Consider the following 17,166-nt stretch of genomic DNA (forward strand, 5'->3'; position numbering starts at 1 on the left):
TTTGTATATTGTTATCTTAGTAGAGGCGGCGTTAATAATAAGCCGCCAGCCTCTAACACAACGATGAAAGATTATTTACTCACGTTAATCTGTTCAAAAACAGGTTTATTCATATCTTTAAACTGTGAAAGAGAATATTCGGTATAGTTGATATCGTTATAGCCTCTTATTTTCATTACACCATTCGTTAAATCAGATAACGTTGTCCAAACCGTGTATTCCGTTTGCAGTTGATTACTGGTACTTTGACTTTCTCCCATGATATCAGCCGTGATATTTTTTGTTCTATCAAAGCGATTCATAATGTGCGCTAGGGTATTCATCGCTTCAGGTGTCGATTCGGCTGTTGGTGCATAGGTTGAAAAATAAACCGCGCGGATAAAACGACCGACAGACGTATCTGATGAAGGTAATTGAGATGTTGCAATGCCACTATCAGGCTGTACGACATTGATATTAGCCAATTTACCTGAAGATTTATCAATATTAGTTAATTGGCTATAATTATTAAGGTTAGTTAAATGCCAAGGAAAGTCTGGACCATTTGTCATTACACGGGTTGGATTTTGATAAACGTGTAATTTACCATTTGTGGCTTCAACGACGATACTGCCACCTTTTTTATCATAGAAGGCATAGTGAAAAGGTGATTTTAGATTGCCAAAGTTTTTTAACACGGGAGCCCAAAAATAACCTGACTCAACCGCTTTTTGTACTTCTTCAACTGTTGAAAAATTAGCTAATGCCCATTCACCGATAGAAGTAACGGGAATGGCTTTATCATAATCGTTTTTATCAAGCGGTGATAATTCAGCTTCTGTTATCATATTGGCGCTAAATGATAAACCCGCACTATTTAAACCTTGTAATAAGTTATGATCATCACCATCAAAAAAGATATCGGTTGTAACGGCTAATATGTCATATTTATTGTTATAACTTAGGCTATTTTCACCATTAGGAGCTTTTTTTGTAAATTGTGTGTTTTTAGGATAAAAAGTAACCCATGAAGGTAAATCTGCCGTCAGTTCAAGTGTTCTACCTTGGTAAACGTTATTATTTTTATCAAGTATAGCCAAACTAGAGCAGGCTTCACTCGCTACTGAAACAGCGAGTAATGAGGATAATAAGCCAACCAATATTGTATTGCGTTTCATTATAAATTCCTTAATTAAAAAACTCCTTTAAAGTTAGTTCAAATAAAGAATACAACAACTATTTGGTAATTAAATAATAAATATTTTTAGAACATTGGGGATCTTGTGATACTTGAAATTTTTAGAACACTTTTACACTACAGCTTACATTTTCTGGCACCCATTTTATTAGGCTATTTTTTCTGGCGTAAGAATTGGAAGATAGCCTCACTGCTTATGATCGGAACAATGGCCATTGATATTGACCATTTGCTAGCAACACCTATTTTTGATCCCAATCGTTGTAGTATTGGATTTCATCCATTACACACGGGTTGGGCCGCTTTGGTTTATTTGGGTATATGGTTTTTACCTTCATGGAAATTAAAAGCCATTGCAGTAGGATGTTTATTCCATTTATTTACCGACTCGGTTGACTGCTATTTAGGTGGATTAAAACCCAATCTAACAATAACGATGAGTTGTGATAAAAATTACTTTATATCCAATTTCAGTAATAACTTTATTAGTCAAAAATAGGAAAAATAAAAAGGGAGGGATAAACTTCCCTTTATTTTTTATTTAAATTGCTTAGTGAATTTTATTAATACACCACCAATAATCAATAAAATACCTATTATTTGCAATAGTAGGTTATTGCTTTCAACACCACTGCATATATCAATAATCAGACTTGAGATCATTTGTCCGCAGATGGCTAAAACAGAAGTTAACATGACACCCAATAGCGGTAAAACATAACTATTAATGACAACGAAGAACGCGCCAATAATACCACCAGCAAAGGCAATTAAAGGGATCGTTGATAGTTCAATAGAATGATAATCTTTTATCCATAAAACAAAGATGGTTAAGAATATAAAACCAATTAAGTGATTGATTAAAGAGCTATAAAAAGCATTACTATTTTGTGCTAACTTACCATTTAAAGTACGGCTTGTTACAATACAGACACCATTAAACAATGCAATTAAAATAAAAATACTCATTAGTTATCTACCTATAATTAATAATGTGCTACCAGAAATAAGTAAAAAACACATAAATAAATCGCGTAGGATAATTTTTCTTTTTTCAACCCCGAACCATCCCATTGCATCAACAATAACACTAAAAAGAATTTGTCCTGTTATCATTAAAATAATACTACCTGAAAGCGATAATGAGCTATTTACTGTAATTGCAGCTAATAACACCGTAAAAGCACCAGGTATCCCTCCCAAATACCATAGAATTTTTATCTTATTATTATTTTTCTTGTTCTGTTGATTCTTTCTCAAATATAAAATATATATAATTAAAGAGAAAATAGTTCCTATAGCGTGTGTTATCCAGGATGCGGTTAATGGTGTTGTAAAACTAGCTAAATAACTATTACTCATAATCATTAATGAAAGTAAAACGCCAGAAAAGACCGCAACAAGAGAGAGAATATACTTGTTATTCATAATATTAAATTTGTATAAATTATTTTTGTGTAGGCTTAAAATATTCCTTTTTTAGAATACTGGCAAGGAAACACACTGTTTACTCTAGGTTGACAATATGAATGATATGAACGTTTTTCCCATTCTGATTGCTGTGGCTGAGCATTTGAGTATTACCAAAGCAGCCAAAACATTGAATATGACAAAATCAGCAGTCAGTAAGGCTATCCAAGGTGTAGAAGAGAAATTAGGTATACGCCTATTTCATAGAACGACAAGAAGTGTCAGCTTAACTGAAGAGGGTATTGTCTATATTGGCTATATTCGGGGATCTTATAAGTTAGCTGTAATGGCAGAAGAGGCCATTTCACAATTTAGCGATAAAGCCAAAGGCAACATTAAAATTTCAGCGCCCATGTCATTTGGTACGTTACATCTTGCTAAAATAATGCCTTTATTTATGCAGAAGTACCCAGAGCTTGAGGTACAACTTTTATTTGATGATAAAGTAACGGATTTAGTAGCAGAAGGGTACGATCTTGCAATTAGAATTGGTGAATTACCCGATTCCTCATTAATAGCGCGTCAATTATCACCTTGTCATAGCCAACTTTACGCTTCTTCAGAGTATCTTGAGAAATATGGTGAACCCACACAAGTTTCTGAGCTAAAAAATCACAATTGCTTATCGTATTCATTATATCAAGCTGGCTTAGAGTGGATTTTTTATCAAAGAGGTAAAAAATATAGCCATATTCCTAAAGGTAGTTATCGTGCCAATAACAGTGAAGCATTATTACAAGCCGTTTTGCAGGGAATAGGTATTGCTTTACTCCCTCATTTTATTACTCAAACAGCTTTATCAAATACAGATAAAAAACTTATCCCAATACTGACGCACTTCGATTTACCTGAACACTTTATTTATGTAGTTTATCCTGATAAAAAAAATCTTCCTCGCAAGATAACGCTATTTGTTGATTTCTTAAAAGAGCAGTTTGGTGTTCATAGCGACTACCAACGCAACATTGAAAGAAAATGATCACAATAAACGATTATCATCACCGAAAAAGTCACCTGTTAACCACTGCGTTATGGTTTTAGCATTAATTTGATTTGCTTGTAGCTTTTCAATCGCAAAGTATTCAGGGAATGAGATATCTGATTCATCAGACTCTCTTTCAAGTTGTTCTAATTTAGAGAGTGCATTTTCATAGTTATCAAAAATAACTTCAATATCTCGATAGATCTGACCAAAACCTTCACTAAAACGTGAAACAATATAATAAAAATCCGAAAGAGGGATATTACAACTAAAAGTGTCTAATTTCACTTCTTCAACTTCGATCCATCTGTCCTTTTCAGTGAGAACTTTAACTTGATTTTCTTCGTTTTGATTATCTTTAATGAAAGTCATTTTTGCTTTTTCAGCAGCTTCTCTGTTGTCAAAAGCCCCTAAAATAAAATCAGGGCCTTCATAACCAGATATACCTATAATGCATAAATAAATTATCTTCATGTTTTTTGCGCCTTCTTGAAAAAATCTCTAATTATTTTATAACCATTTTAATTTTGTTAAGAATATTATAAGCCCCCCATACACTAAATTACTTGGCTCATTGACACTCTTTTTGACTTTATAATCTGGTGGTAATTGCAAAAATCTTGATGTAGAGTGCTCAGTCTTTTTTTAATGAAGTCTATTGGGGAGGCTGAATGTTTATAGGCTTTGATTACGGAACATCGAATTGTTCTGTTGCAATCATGAAAGAAGGAAAACCGACTCTTTTGCCTTTAGAAGGCAATGATGTCTATATTCCATCGACCCTTTGTGCGCCAACCCGTGAATCTGTTTCTGAGCACTTATTTCGCCATTTAAATATTAAACCTTCCAGTGAAATTGGCGAACAATTACTAAGAAAGTCGATTGCGTTTAATCGAGAAGAAGATATTGAATTAGTACCTGAAGATATTCTTTTCGGACAATCCGCACTAAGTTTATATCTACGTGATCCGCGCGATGTCTATTACGTTAAATCACCGAAATCCTTTTTAGGGGCTTCTGGCCTACATGATATACAAATTAGCTTCTTTGAAGATTTAGTGTGCGCCATGATGGCGAATATTAAACATCAAGCAGAAAAAAGCACACAAGAAGCAATTACAGATACCGTTATTGGAAAACCTATTAATTTTAATGGGTTAGGTGGTGAAACGTCAAATAAACAAGCAGAAAGTATTCTTATCCGCGCAGCTAAAAGAGCTGGCTTTAAGAATATTATGTTTGAATTTGAACCAGTAGCGGCTGGGCTTGAATATGAATCAACCTTAAATAAAGACCAAACAGTGCTCGTCGTTGATATTGGCGGAGGTACAACAGATTGTTCATTAATTCAGATGGGGCCGAGTTATCAAGGAAAAACTGACCGTTCAAACACCTTACTAGCCCATAGTGGACAACGTGTTGGTGGTAATGATCTTGATATTTATCTTGCTTTTAAACAGCTTATGCCTTTATTCGGTATGACAGGATTAACTTCTTCTGGTATTAAATTACCACTGAAACAATTCTGGGACCCCATTGCGATTAATAATGTCGAAGCACAAAAAGATTTTTATTCTCGTCAAAATTTAGCCGCATTAAATCAACTTAGACGAGATGCAAAAGAACCTGAAAAAATAGCTCGTCTAATCGAAGTATATAATGAAACACTGGGTTATAGCATTGTTCGACGTGCTGAAGAAGCTAAAATTGCCTTATCAGATTCTCCTGAATATATTGCTAATATCGCCTTATTAAGTGAAACATTAGAATGCACTATTGAACGTGAACAAATGGTGGAGTCGATTGAATCCCCTAAAAGTAAAATGATTGAATTAGTTAATGACGCTGTTCAACAAGGGGGAATAAAACCGGATGCTATCTTTATGACGGGTGGCTCAGCGCGTTCACCGATTTTATGCCAAGCAATAGAACAACAATTACCTAATATTCCTATTGTGAAAGGGAATGATTTTGGATCGGTTACCGCAGGATTAGCACGCTGGGGCGAGGTCTGCTTTAAATAACTTACATTTTCAAGATATTAAAGCGCTTTACATTTAATCGGTGTATTGATTAGATGTGGAGCGTTTTTATTTATAAAACACAATAAAAAAATACAACATTTGACAGGAGAACACATGTACCGCTTCCAAAATGATTATAATGAAATTGCACATCCCGCGGTCATGAAGGCAATCACGGATACAGTGGGTCAACGCTATGATGGATATGGCATGGATACGCTTTGTCATCAAGCTGCTCACTCAATAAAACAGCGTATTCAACAGCCTGATGCGGATATTCACTTTTTTAATGGTGGTACCATCACTAATTTAACCGCGATTTCTCATTTTTTACGCCCACACCAAGCTGTTATTTCTGTGAGTACAGGACATATTGCAACACATGAAACCGGCGCTATTGAAGCAACAGGGCATAAAGTTATCACCACATTTTCGGCTGATGGTAAATTAACCCCTGCATTATTAAAACCTATTCTTGCTGAACATAACGATGAACATTGGGTTCAACCTAAGCTTGTTTATATTACGAATGCCACCGAAATTGGTACGGTTTATCGTAAAACAGAACTACAAGCACTCCGTGATTTCTGTAACGAGCATAATTTGTGGTTGTACCTTGATGGTGCGCGTTTAGCCGCAGGATTAATGTCAGCTCAAAGTGATCTGACTATTGAAGATATCGCCAGTTTAACCGATGCGTTTTATATTGGTGGTACTAAAATCGGTGCAATGTCAGCTGAAACGCTAGTGATTTGCCATCCTGCATTAAAATCTGATTTTCGTTTTAGCTTAAAACAAAAGGGTGGATTACAAGCAAAAGGTTGGTTATTAGGTGCGCAATTTGAAGCTTTATTTAAAGATGATCTCTATTTTAAATTAGGCAAACACCTTAATGAAATGGCATCACAATTAACCGAATTCTTTACTGCACAAGGTTTTGAATTTTTAGCACCGCCAGAATCTAACCAAGTTTTTGTTATTCTGCCAAACACGATTGCGGAAAAATTAACACAACAGTTTGTTTTTCATCGTGTATTACTTGAAGATCCTAATTTGAGTTGCTTACGTCTTTGTACTTCTTGGGCAACAACACAGCAAGATATCGATGGATTTAAAACAGCATTTCTGCAATTAGTTTAATTTGTTATTTACAGTTATTGTTTATGCATTACGCACTTATTCAGGCGTAATGCATTTTTAATGTAATAATAAATTGATTTCTCCAATTTTAAATATAATGATGGAGAGGAATCTTAATAGTGTTATATTAATCTCTCCTCACTCAACATAAGTAGGGTAAAAGAATGAAGAAACTGACACTCCAAGAAATGACAGATGCCCAACGAATGCGAGTAAGAACCCGAATAGCTCAAGAGAAAAAGAAGTTCGGACGTGAATTAACTAATGCTGAAATGAACAGAACCAAAGACTCCATTATTACCGAAATCTCCCTCGAAGTTGAAAAAGCCACCAAAAAAGCACAAGCCCTCAAGAAAAAACAGAAATTAGCCCCTAGTGATGAAACTTATAGTTGGTCAGCCAAAAACCATCGTAGTGGGTATCGTTAATTTTTTTCCTTGCTAGTAAGCCCTATTACTAGCAAGGAATTACCTTGAAAGTCGTATTTTCAATTACTATTGTTAAATAAAAAAACACGATTTAGTCATACAACCCGTTAGCAATGATACTCCGATGATAACTAAACCTAATTTTTTCATTTTGCCTTCTTATCTATTATGTTTTCAATATAGAGAGATCTCATAGTGCATCTTATCTTACAACTGTAAGTGAAAAATAAAACCACTCTTTATTGAGTGGTTTTAAGTATTACCCTGATATTGACGCAATATTGCTATATTTCCATCGTATCAATCAATGAATATAGCTTTTTAAAAGCATGATATTTTTTTTCGTATGTTTTATGTTTTTCTAAATTGGGTGTATGGCGTTTTTCAAGCTTAGGTTGAGAAAGAATTACTTGTGATGAATGAGTAGGGTTTACTGCTAATTGTGCCAGTCTTGCTGCACCAAGTGCAGGGCCAACATCACCACCTTGGCGATAATCAAGGGTTTTTCCTGTAATATCTGCCAGAAGTTGTCGCCAATATTCGCTTCTTGCACCACCACCAATTAACGTAATGTTATCCGCTAATTGCCCAGCATTATCAGCAACTTCAATCCCTTGTCGTAATGCAAAACTTACACCCTCAAGAACAGCTAGGCATAAATCAGCACGTTGATGTTCATGAGTTAATCCCCAAAAAACACCTTTGGCATTAGGGTTGTTATAAGGAGTTCGTTCACCTGAAAGATAAGGTAAAAAGAGTAGAGGGCAATCAGCAAAAGTAGCGTGTTCAAACTCTTCAAACATCGCACTCACACTCTCAATTCCTGTCAATTGACACACCCAATCAAGACATGATGCCGCACTTAACATCACTGACATTAAGTGCCAAGTATTGGGTAATGCGTGACAAAAACTGTGTACTGCATCGTCACTATTTTGGAGAAATTTTTCGCTAACAACAAAATAAACACCAGAAGTACCTAAAGAGAGCATCGCCTGACCGGGTTGGTAAACGCCAACACCGATTGCCCCCGCAGCATTATCACCGCCACCCGCAATAATAGGTACTTGCTTCATTTGCCATTTTTTAGCCACATCAGCTAATAGATAACCGGTGATTTGATTACCTTCAAACAATGTTGGCATCTGCCGACGCGTTAATCCTGTTGCACCTAAAAGTTCATCACTCCAGTCACGCTTTTGCATATCCAACCAAAGCGTACCTGCGGCATCCGACATATCACTGGCAAAATTACCACTCATCTTCCAACGTAAAAAATCTTTCGGTAATAAAACATGCGCAATACGTTGAAAGTTTTCAGGCTCGTTTTCAGCAACCCATTGTAATTTTGGTGCCGTAAAGCCGGGCATAACTAAGTTACCAGTGATTTTTTTAAATTGAGGATATTTAGCCTCAAGCGTCTGACACTGTTTAAAACTACGACCATCGTTCCATAAGATCGCAGGGCGTAAAACGACTTGTTGAGCATCAAGTAAAACGGCCCCATGCATTTGTCCGCTTAATCCAATTGCCTCTATTTGTTCCATCGGATAATTGCGCCCAAGCTGGAGAATAGCTTCTTCCGTTGCTTGCCACCATTGCAGTGGATCTTGTTCTGACCATTGAGGGTGAGGGCGTGATATTGCTAAAGAAACAGAATGGCTGGTAACAACATCGCCTTGCTCATTCATGATGATCGCTTTAACGCTTGAAGTACCTAAATCTAGCCCTAAATACATGAAATTACCTCATGACCTGTATCTAATTAATAAACACAGCGGAAAACCCGCTGTGTTATTACATTTATGCCATTAACCAAAAATATAGCGATTCACTAAACTTTCTAGCATTTCTTGACGTCCACTTTGTAACTGTGGTGCTAATGTATTGCTTTGTGCATATTTCGCCACATCTTCAAGGCTTAATTTACCTTGTAAGATATTTTGGCCAAATTCAGCACTCCAACCTGAATAGCGCTGTGCTGTAAATTTATCAAGGCCACCATCTTGGATCATTCTTGCCGCAATGCGTAATGCCATTGCCATTGTGTCCATTCCTGAAATATGCCCGTAGAATAGGTCATATTTATCATTGCTTTGGCGACGAACTTTAGCATCAAAGTTTAATCCACCTGTAGTAAAGCCACCTGATTTAAGAATTTCATACATGACTAGTGCATTTTCTTCTACACTATTTGGGAATTGGTCTGTATCCCAACCTAATTGTGGATCACCACGGTTAGCATCAACTGAGCCTAAAATGCCTAACGCAATCGCAGTTGCAATCTCATGGTGGAAGCTATGTCCTGCTAATGTTGCGTGGTTTGCTTCAATGTTTACTTTCACTTCTTTTTCAAGACCAAACTGCTTTAAGAAGCCATAAACGGTTGCAGTGTCATAATCATACTGATGTTTTGTTGGCTCTTGAGGTTTTGGCTCAATCAATAATGTGCCTTGGAAACCAATTTTGTGTTTGTGCTCAACCACCATCTGCATAAAGCGGCCAATTTGCTCTCTTTCTTGGCGTAAATCAGTATTTAACAGCGTTTCATAGCCTTCGCGTCCACCCCATAATACATAGTTTTCGCCACCCAGCGCTTTTGTCGCTTTCATTGCTTCACAAACTTGTGTCGCAGCCCATGCAAAAACATCAGGATCAGGGTTAGTTGCTGCACCTGCACCATAACGAGGATTAGTGAAGCAATTTGCAGTTCCCCATAATAACTTAACGTTAGTTTCTTCTTGTTTTTTCGCTAATACGTCGGTGATCGCCGCCATGTTAGAAATATATTCATTGATGCTATTCCCTTCAGAAATTACATCGACATCATGAAAACAGTAGAAAGGAACATTGAGCTTATGAAAGAACTCAAAGGCCACATCTGCTTTACGCTTAGCTTGCTCTAAAGCTTCACCAGGTGTTTGCCACGGTCTATCAAAAGTGCCGATACCGAACATATCAGAACCATTCCAGCAGAAGTTATGCCAATAACAAGCTGCAAATCTTAGGTGATCTTCCATTCGTTTACCCAAAATAATCTCATCAGGGTTATAGTAACGAAATGCTAATGGGTTATCGCTTGTTGTGCCTTCATATTGAATTTGTTCAATTTTATCAAAGTAAGACATGGAACCGTCCTTATTTAGTATCAAGTTGTAATTCTGAATGTGATCCGAGCTCAGCAGTCATTTCTTCCTGCTCTTCTGGTGTTAATTTGGCAATGCCAAAGCCCGTAAAACCCCACAGCATGGCAAAGAAGATGCCACTCCAGCACAATACAGCCCAAGGTAAGTAACTTAAGGTTGCAACACCTAACGTACCCGCCATATAAGCGCCTGCAGCAGTCCACGGTAAAATAGGTTCAAAGATAGTGGCGGAGTCTTCTACAGTACGCGCCAGATTTTTAGGATGTAAGCCTCGTTCAATATAGGCACCACGTAACATTTCAATAGGAATAAGGATTGAGATTTGTCCATTACAGGTCACGCCAATCATGGTTAGTCCGCAGGCAATTGTGGCTAAGATCATTGAACCTGTTGAGTGCACCATTTTTAACAATGCATGGACAATCACTTCTAATGCGCCACTTAGCGATAAAGTACCAGCAAAAGAGAGGGCGCAGAAACAGATAAGCAGAGTACTCATCATGGAGTTCATGCCACCACGATTTAGCAAATTACCTAACAATTCAGGAACTTCTTTACCTTGGATCATCGAGACGTTGAAACCATCAACCGCACTTTTTACGATGTCATGTAAACCAAAACCTTGAATAAGATAAGCGTTAAGCATCGCAATTGCGGCAGAAGCTAACATCACTGGGATAGTGGGTTTTTTCGTTACTGAACCATATAAAATCACTAATACTGGAATGAGAAGAATAAGATTGAAGTTATAAACATTCTCAAGACCATTGGTAATTAATGTCACTTTTTCTGGCACACCTTGACCCGCTAAATCGCCATTCATGCCATAAACCGTCATCACAATCGCCGTTAAAATCAGCGAAGGCAGTGTGGTATAAAGTAAGTGCCAAATATGTTGATAAAGGTCGATCCTTGCTGCCATTGCGGCAAGGTTAGTATCACCTGATAATGGTGAAAGCTTGTCACCAAAATAAGCCCCAGCAACTACGGCACCCGCTGTAGCTGCAAGGTTTGCTTCCATGCCCACTGCAACGCCCATAAATGCAACACCGATGGTTCCAGCAGAACCCCATGATGTTCCTGTACAGACCGACACCAATGACGTGACCAATAATGCTGTAACATATAGCATTTCTGGGCTGATCATTTTCAAGCCATAATAGATCATCAGTGGAATGGTGCCACCAATCATCCATGTGCCTATTAACAAGCCCACACTGATTAAAATCAGCAATGCTGGCATAGTTTTAGCAATCTTTTGTGAGATAGCTGTTAAGATTTCGTCATAGCGATATCCCAACCGTTTTACTAACAGTGCAGCCACAACGGTCGAAAGCACCATTAATGGTTCTGGTGGTAAATCAAAAGCGGCATAGCCTCCTCCTAATAACACCACCATAGTGAGAATAGGAAAAAGTGATTCAAGAAGCGTAGGCGTTCTTGGGCTGTTTATCGTTTGCGTTTTCATTGTAATTTATTCCAAACTGGCGTGAGGTAAGGTACGAATAAGCCGAGTGAAAACGGTTTCTAATATTGAACGAGGTGTCGCGATATTAATGCGGAAAAAACCATCCCCAACCGCACCAAAACCGCGCCCCCAACTCATTTCCACTTCGGCTAATGAAACAAACCAATGTTTTAGTTGTTCTTCGGTTAACTGCATTTTTTGGTAATTAATCCATAGCATGTAGGTGCCATGACTTTGTGTGACAACCCAATCAGGAAAGTGACGTTCACATTGTTCTTTTACCCAACGTCGGTTATCAGCAAGGTACGTTTTTAATTCACTAAGCCATTGTTGGCCTTGTAAGGTATAAGCTTGTAAAAAAGCGGGAACAGAAAAATATCCTGGATTGTGAATACCAGCGGCAATCAAACACTGTTTAAATTTTTCACGATATTCAGGGTTAGCAATCACAATATTCGCTATCTCTAGTCCTGCTAAATTGAAAGTTTTAGCTGGAGATGTACAAATAAAAGAGTGCTGTTCTACATAAGTGTTTAAGGATGAAATAGGGTGATAGAGAGCATCATCAAAAACAAAATCTGCGTGCACATCATCAGAAATAATAAAAACGTGATATTTTTGTGCAAGCTTTGCTATTTTTATTAAGTCAGTTTGTTGCCATACCGTACCTGTTGGATTGTGTGGTGAGAGCAACATAAAACAGACCGACTGTTTAAACTTATTTTCTAGATCGTCAAAATCAATTTCATAATAACCATCACGATAAATTAATGGGCTTTCTAATAACTCACGGTTATTTACACAAACAGCATTACTAATAGGATGATAAGCTGGAGACAGCGTTGTGACTTTATCGCCTATTTGTGTGAAATTCTGGATATAAAGTGAAACCGCTTGTATAACACGAGGACAAAATACAATCTTCTCAGGGGCAACTATCCATTGATATTGGCTTTTAAACCAATTAGCGGCAACGTTATTCCAATCATGGCTAAGATCGGTATAACCATAAATTCCCTTGTGATTAAATTCAGCAAGTTTGTTTGTAATAAAATCAGGTGCAGCAATTTCCATATCTGCAACAGATAATGGAATAACATTGGCGTTACTATTACACCATTTTGCGCTATAGGTATTTTGCCTAGAAATTAATTTATTAAAGTTATTCTGATACATGAAAAATCTCCTCGGCAATCGTGTTTAAAAACAAAATACTCGTTGTTCTTAACATTGGTTATTCCTATTTTTTACTTTGCTATTACGAAATTTGGCTTGTGTGATAGTAATCACATAGCGATGAAAGCAAGTTCTTACAAATCTAAAGCTATGGTTTAATGCCAGCCTTGGGGAATAGGTAAACAAAAATGAAAAAAGATACATACTTTCGTATTGTGCTGTTATTCAATGCTAATAAAGTGTACGACCGTCAAGTAGTTGAGGGGGTTGGAGAATACCTTCAGGCATCACAGTGCCATTGGGATGTTTTTATTGAAGAGGATTTTCGTACGCGACTGGATAATATTAATCACTGGGTTTGTGACGGTATTATTGCAGATTTTGACGATCCAATTATTGCTAAGCATTTAAGCCAATCATCGTTAGCGGTAATTGGTGTAGGTGGCTCTTATCACCAAGAAAAAAATTACCCGCCAGTACCTTATATCGCCACTGATAATTATGAATTAGTTCAGCAAGCCTTTTTGCATTTAAAACAGAAAGGGCTTAAGCATTTTGCTTTTTATGGTTTACCCGCAAAAGATCATCCCCATTGGTCTAATGAACGAGAGCACGCTTTTCGTCAATTAGTCACCAGTGAAAAATATCCAGGTATTGTTTATAACGGCATGGATATTACCCAAGAAAATTGGCAACACGCACAAAATCGTTTATCTGATTGGATACAAACGTTACCGCCACAAACAGGAATTATTGCTGTCACCGATGCAAGGGCACGGCATTTACTGCAAGTTTGCGACAATTTAAATATTAATGTACCTGAAGAAATAAGTATTATTGGTATTGATGATGAAGATATGACACGTTATTTATCCCGCATTGCATTATCTTCTGTTGTGCAAGGTTCAAGGCAAATGGGATATTTAGCTGCAAAATTATTACATCAAACTCTAGAAGGGCATGTAACAGATAAACAGCAAAGAATATTAGTTCCCCCCGTTAAAATTGTTGAACGGCGCTCAACTGATTTTCACTCATTTAACGATCCCACTGTAGTTCAAGCTATGCATTATATTTATTACAATGCCTGTAAAGGGATAAAAACAGAGCAAGTTTTAGATGCGGTTAATATGTCGCGTTCTAATTTAGAGCAACGGTTTAAAAAGGAAATTGGCAAGACAATTCATACTGTTATTTATGAAGAGAAACTCAAACGCGCTCAAAATTTATTAGCCACCACAACACTCGCAATCCAAGAAATTTCCGTGATGTGTGGCTATCCGTCATTGCAATACTTTTACTCTATCTTTAAAAAAGAATTTGGTATGACACCGAAAGAATTTAGGGATGAGTGAGAGTAATATTTTCAATACTATTTTATCGATTCTAGGTATTTTACTTTCGACGGCTATTCGCCCAAGGATCACAATCAGGATGGTCGATAACTTCAATCACATCATCAATATCAGCTTCAAGAGAATCAAGATAGAGCGCTTCCACTTCAGCGCGTGCCCAAGGAGTTCTGCGCAAAAATTTCAAACTTGATTTCACGCTAGGATCACTTCTAAAGCAGTTAATCTTGATAAGTTGACCTAATTTAGCCCAACCATATTTAGCCACCAGTGCATTTACCTGCATTTCAAGAGTGACGCCATGTAGTGGATCTTTAGAAATATGTCCTGTCATGATTTTCTCAAATACGTATTATTAATTTCAAGGTAAGAAGCGGTGCAGAGTACAAGAAAGCCGAGGAAGTGGCAATAAAATGGGCTGAATAAAAATAGAGATGAAGCGTTATTATCCAGCATGACTTGTAATATAAAAAACTTCCCATTTGTCATCGCCAGTATGCCTTAGCGTGATCCTAAGATCAGTGGGGCCTTTAAATTCGATATTGATATCCTGCATTTCGACTTCAGTGCCATTAAACCAGCGACGTAGTCGATTTCCATTTGTCTGTTTTGGAAAACTATAAGCAAATTGATATCCAGAAGCAGGAATTTCTCTTATCGCTTTAGCTTTAAACTCTTCTAATGTTTTCCCTGTGTACATGTTTCGTTGTGTCAGATTAAATGCCTGTTCATATTCTTCATTATTGATATTACTAATAAAATTAGTAGCAAGTTGACGCTGATAAGAAAAAGAATAGGGCAGTTTAAGCCAATAGTACGCACCCAATGCCGAAACAATAAATAAAAACGAAAAATAAGTGGCCATCTTCTTATATTGTTTTCTCATGATACTCCCCATTCTCATTTTTAAGTTTAACATTCCATTATAACCACAGTGTTTAAAGCTTGATTACAACAGAGTCATTAACTCTTTAGCCACAATGAATAATATCATTTCTTTGTACCATCACTTTATTTAAATAAAATTAATCTGTAATACAGGTTATTAACTTTTATTTTATTAGAACTAGCGATTTATACGTAGAGTCTAAATTTTATACTGCGCGCGATCAAACATTTATATTATTTATCTAATATAAGGATAAATCCTAAGAAAGCGTTAAATTCTATGTCCTCTGAAATTTTACGTTACAATTTCGAACATTATATCAAGCACTCACAAGACGCTTAATGTTAGATTTTAATATTACTCACAAGTCAAATTCCAGATTAAATCACTAAAAATAAGGTACAAAAATGATATTTAAAAATTTAATATTTCAAACTACAGCAAATTTTTGAAAAGGTATTGCAATGTAGATCTCATAAGAAAAAGTAAATATAATTTTTTCGAGTTGAACATACCGGCACATATTTAATATTTAAATCCTCGAAATATTGCCGACTAAATAAATAAACATTATTTAATTTAACGAGAAAACTTATGACTTTTTCTAAAACACTTTTAATCACATCTATTATTGCAGCTTCATTTTCTGGTATTGCAAATGCAGCACCTGCTAATGGTAACACAACTGGTGTTATTCATTTTAAAGGTCAATTTATTGATTCAACTTGCACAGTTGAAACTAATAACCAAAATCAAAATGAAGGCACTGTCCAATTAGGTACTTGGTTAACAAATACCTTTAATGCTGTCGGTGAAAAAACAGAAGCAATGCCATTTACCATCGGATTAAGTGGTTGCCCTGCAACATTAGGAACCGCACGAGTGACATTTGAGGGAACTGAAGATAATGAAAACCCTAGTTTATATAAAGTAAGTGACGCAAAAGGTGTTGGTATCGGTCTTTTAGGTGATCCTAACAGTGAGACTTATTTCACGCCAAATACTGAAGCAGAAGGTATTACACTAAAAGGTAATCAAGGTCAAAAAACATATTATGCGCGTTATGTAACCACGGCAGAAGAAGTATCACCAGGAAATGCTAATGCGGATGTTACTGTGACAATTAAATATACTCAATAATTTATTACTCTATATTTAATTACCCCGTATTTACGTCAAAGGGGAACGTAGGTTCCCTCTTTTTTCTCAAAGGAAATATAAATGAAAAAATCAATTATTGCCTTATCACTTTTAAGCCTAGTTACTATTAATGCTAATGCGAGTGTAGTATTAGGTGGTACTCGAGTTATTTATGAAGGTGACAAAAAAGAGGCATCAATCTCCGTTAGAAATAATGAAAAAATACCTTATCTAGTTCAATCATGGATTGAAAATTTTGATAATAATGACTCAACTAAACCGCCATTTTCAGTAACACCACCTTTATTTAGAATTGAAGCAGAATCAGCAAATGCAGTGCGTATTGTATTAACAGATCCTCGTTTATCAACAAATAAAGAATCTGTTTATTGGTTAAATATAAAATCTATTCCACCAACAGATCCTAATGCTGTCAATAATTTGACTATTTCTGTTAATAATAAAATTAAGCTTATTTATAGACCTGCAAACTTATCGAAATCAGCGGCGGCGACAGCTTATGAAACCTTAACGTTTGAAAAACAAGGCAACCAATTAAAAGCTAAAAATCCAACACCTTATTATGTTTCATTTGGTCAATTAGTTGTAGGTAATAAAGAATTAGATAACCCAGGCATGGTACCTCCAATGGCTGAAGCCTCGTGGAATATCTCTGGTATTCAAGCCAACCAAGTGACATGGAATGCAGTTAACGATCACGGTTCAATCACGGATAATAAAACACAAACATTGAAATAATAATTGGATGATTAT

At 36.4% G+C, this 17,166-nt stretch carries 18 protein-coding genes; 8 read left to right on the forward strand and 10 right to left on the reverse strand.

Features of this window, described 5'->3' with window-relative positions:
- Positions 1 to 71 precede the first annotated feature (71 nt).
- Entirely contained in the window at positions 72 to 1,160 is a 1,089-nt protein-coding gene (locus DK866_RS06635) for a linear amide C-N hydrolase (RefSeq protein ID WP_244179665.1), read from the reverse strand.
- Between the two features lie 102 nt (positions 1,161 to 1,262).
- On the opposite strand from DK866_RS06635, the gene DK866_RS06640 reads away from it, so the two are divergent.
- Positions 1,263 to 1,676, forward strand: a complete 414-nt coding sequence (locus DK866_RS06640; RefSeq protein WP_109408247.1) for a DUF6122 family protein — start codon at positions 1,263 to 1,265, stop codon at positions 1,674 to 1,676.
- 38 nt (positions 1,677 to 1,714) lie between these two features.
- Here the strand turns inward: DK866_RS06640 and DK866_RS06645 are convergent, their stop codons facing one another.
- Positions 1,715 to 2,146 (reverse strand): DMT family transporter, encoded by a 432-nt coding sequence (locus DK866_RS06645; protein WP_109408248.1) that lies wholly within the window; start codon positions 2,144 to 2,146, stop codon positions 1,715 to 1,717.
- A gap of 3 nt (positions 2,147 to 2,149) precedes the next feature.
- On the reverse strand, positions 2,150 to 2,605 hold the full coding sequence (locus DK866_RS06650) for a DMT family transporter (protein ID WP_109408249.1): 456 nt from the start codon (positions 2,603 to 2,605) through the stop codon (positions 2,150 to 2,152).
- A 97-nt stretch (positions 2,606 to 2,702) separates the two neighbouring features.
- On the opposite strand from DK866_RS06650, the gene DK866_RS06655 reads away from it, so the two are divergent.
- A complete protein-coding gene (locus DK866_RS06655; protein WP_109408250.1) occupies positions 2,703 to 3,626 on the forward strand; it encodes a LysR family transcriptional regulator in 924 nt (307 codons plus the stop codon).
- Here the strand turns inward: DK866_RS06655 and DK866_RS06660 are convergent, their stop codons facing one another.
- Positions 3,627 to 4,103, reverse strand: coding sequence for a hypothetical protein (locus DK866_RS06660; RefSeq protein ID WP_109408251.1), 477 nt, complete (start codon positions 4,101 to 4,103; stop codon positions 3,627 to 3,629). It lies immediately after the preceding gene.
- Between the two features lie 197 nt (positions 4,104 to 4,300).
- Here DK866_RS06660 and yegD point away from each other — a divergent pair, with 197 nt between their 5' ends.
- From yegD to DK866_RS06675, 3 genes are all read left to right on the forward strand, one after another.
- Complete coding sequence (yegD, locus tag DK866_RS06665; protein WP_109408252.1) at positions 4,301 to 5,653, forward strand: molecular chaperone; 1,353 nt, start codon at positions 4,301 to 4,303, stop codon at positions 5,651 to 5,653.
- A 114-nt stretch (positions 5,654 to 5,767) separates the two neighbouring features.
- Entirely contained in the window at positions 5,768 to 6,793 is a 1,026-nt protein-coding gene (locus DK866_RS06670) for a threonine aldolase family protein (protein WP_109408253.1), read from the forward strand.
- Between the two features lie 164 nt (positions 6,794 to 6,957).
- Complete coding sequence (locus tag DK866_RS06675) at positions 6,958 to 7,221, forward strand: DUF3811 domain-containing protein (protein ID WP_109408254.1); 264 nt, start codon at positions 6,958 to 6,960, stop codon at positions 7,219 to 7,221.
- Between the two features lie 284 nt (positions 7,222 to 7,505).
- Here the strand turns inward: DK866_RS06675 and xylB are convergent, their stop codons facing one another.
- From xylB to DK866_RS20025, 4 genes are all read right to left on the reverse strand, one after another.
- Positions 7,506 to 8,960 carry a xylulokinase gene (xylB, locus tag DK866_RS06680; protein WP_109408255.1) on the reverse strand — a complete coding sequence of 485 codons (1,455 nt, stop codon included), beginning with the start codon at positions 8,958 to 8,960 and terminating at the stop codon, positions 7,506 to 7,508.
- Positions 8,961 to 9,032: 72 nt separating this feature from the next.
- Positions 9,033 to 10,349, reverse strand: a complete 1,317-nt coding sequence (gene xylA / locus DK866_RS06685; protein WP_109408256.1) for a xylose isomerase — start codon at positions 10,347 to 10,349, stop codon at positions 9,033 to 9,035.
- Between the two features lie 10 nt (positions 10,350 to 10,359).
- Positions 10,360 to 11,835 carry a Na+/H+ antiporter NhaC gene (gene nhaC, locus DK866_RS20020; RefSeq protein ID WP_109408257.1) on the reverse strand — a complete coding sequence of 492 codons (1,476 nt, stop codon included), beginning with the start codon at positions 11,833 to 11,835 and terminating at the stop codon, positions 10,360 to 10,362.
- Between the two features lie 6 nt (positions 11,836 to 11,841).
- On the reverse strand, positions 11,842 to 13,011 hold the full coding sequence (locus DK866_RS20025; RefSeq protein ID WP_109408258.1) for a MalY/PatB family protein: 1,170 nt from the start codon (positions 13,009 to 13,011) through the stop codon (positions 11,842 to 11,844).
- A 188-nt stretch (positions 13,012 to 13,199) separates the two neighbouring features.
- Here DK866_RS20025 and DK866_RS06700 point away from each other — a divergent pair, with 188 nt between their 5' ends.
- The gene (locus tag DK866_RS06700; protein ID WP_109408259.1) at positions 13,200 to 14,366 is read left to right on the forward strand and encodes a XylR family transcriptional regulator; all 1,167 of its coding nucleotides are present in this window, start codon (positions 13,200 to 13,202) and stop codon (positions 14,364 to 14,366) included.
- Positions 14,367 to 14,406: 40 nt separating this feature from the next.
- Here DK866_RS06700 and DK866_RS06705 read toward each other — a convergent pair whose 3' ends face one another.
- Together DK866_RS06705 and DK866_RS06710 are read right to left on the reverse strand one after the other, a co-directional pair.
- The gene (locus tag DK866_RS06705) at positions 14,407 to 14,697 is read right to left on the reverse strand and encodes a VF530 family DNA-binding protein (RefSeq protein ID WP_109408260.1); all 291 of its coding nucleotides are present in this window, start codon (positions 14,695 to 14,697) and stop codon (positions 14,407 to 14,409) included.
- A 111-nt stretch (positions 14,698 to 14,808) separates the two neighbouring features.
- Positions 14,809 to 15,249, reverse strand: a complete 441-nt coding sequence (locus tag DK866_RS06710; RefSeq protein ID WP_109408261.1) for a hypothetical protein — start codon at positions 15,247 to 15,249, stop codon at positions 14,809 to 14,811.
- Between the two features lie 597 nt (positions 15,250 to 15,846).
- On the opposite strand from DK866_RS06710, the gene DK866_RS06715 reads away from it, so the two are divergent.
- Positions 15,847 to 16,392, forward strand: a complete 546-nt coding sequence (locus tag DK866_RS06715) for a fimbrial protein (RefSeq protein ID WP_109408262.1) — start codon at positions 15,847 to 15,849, stop codon at positions 16,390 to 16,392.
- An 81-nt stretch (positions 16,393 to 16,473) separates the two neighbouring features.
- Complete coding sequence (locus DK866_RS06720) at positions 16,474 to 17,151, forward strand: fimbrial biogenesis chaperone (RefSeq protein ID WP_109408263.1); 678 nt, start codon at positions 16,474 to 16,476, stop codon at positions 17,149 to 17,151.
- Positions 17,152 to 17,166 lie beyond the last annotated feature (15 nt).

The organism is Proteus genomosp. 4 str. ATCC 51469, from assembly GCF_003144375.1.
Classification (GTDB): Bacteria; Pseudomonadota; Gammaproteobacteria; order Enterobacterales; family Enterobacteriaceae; genus Proteus.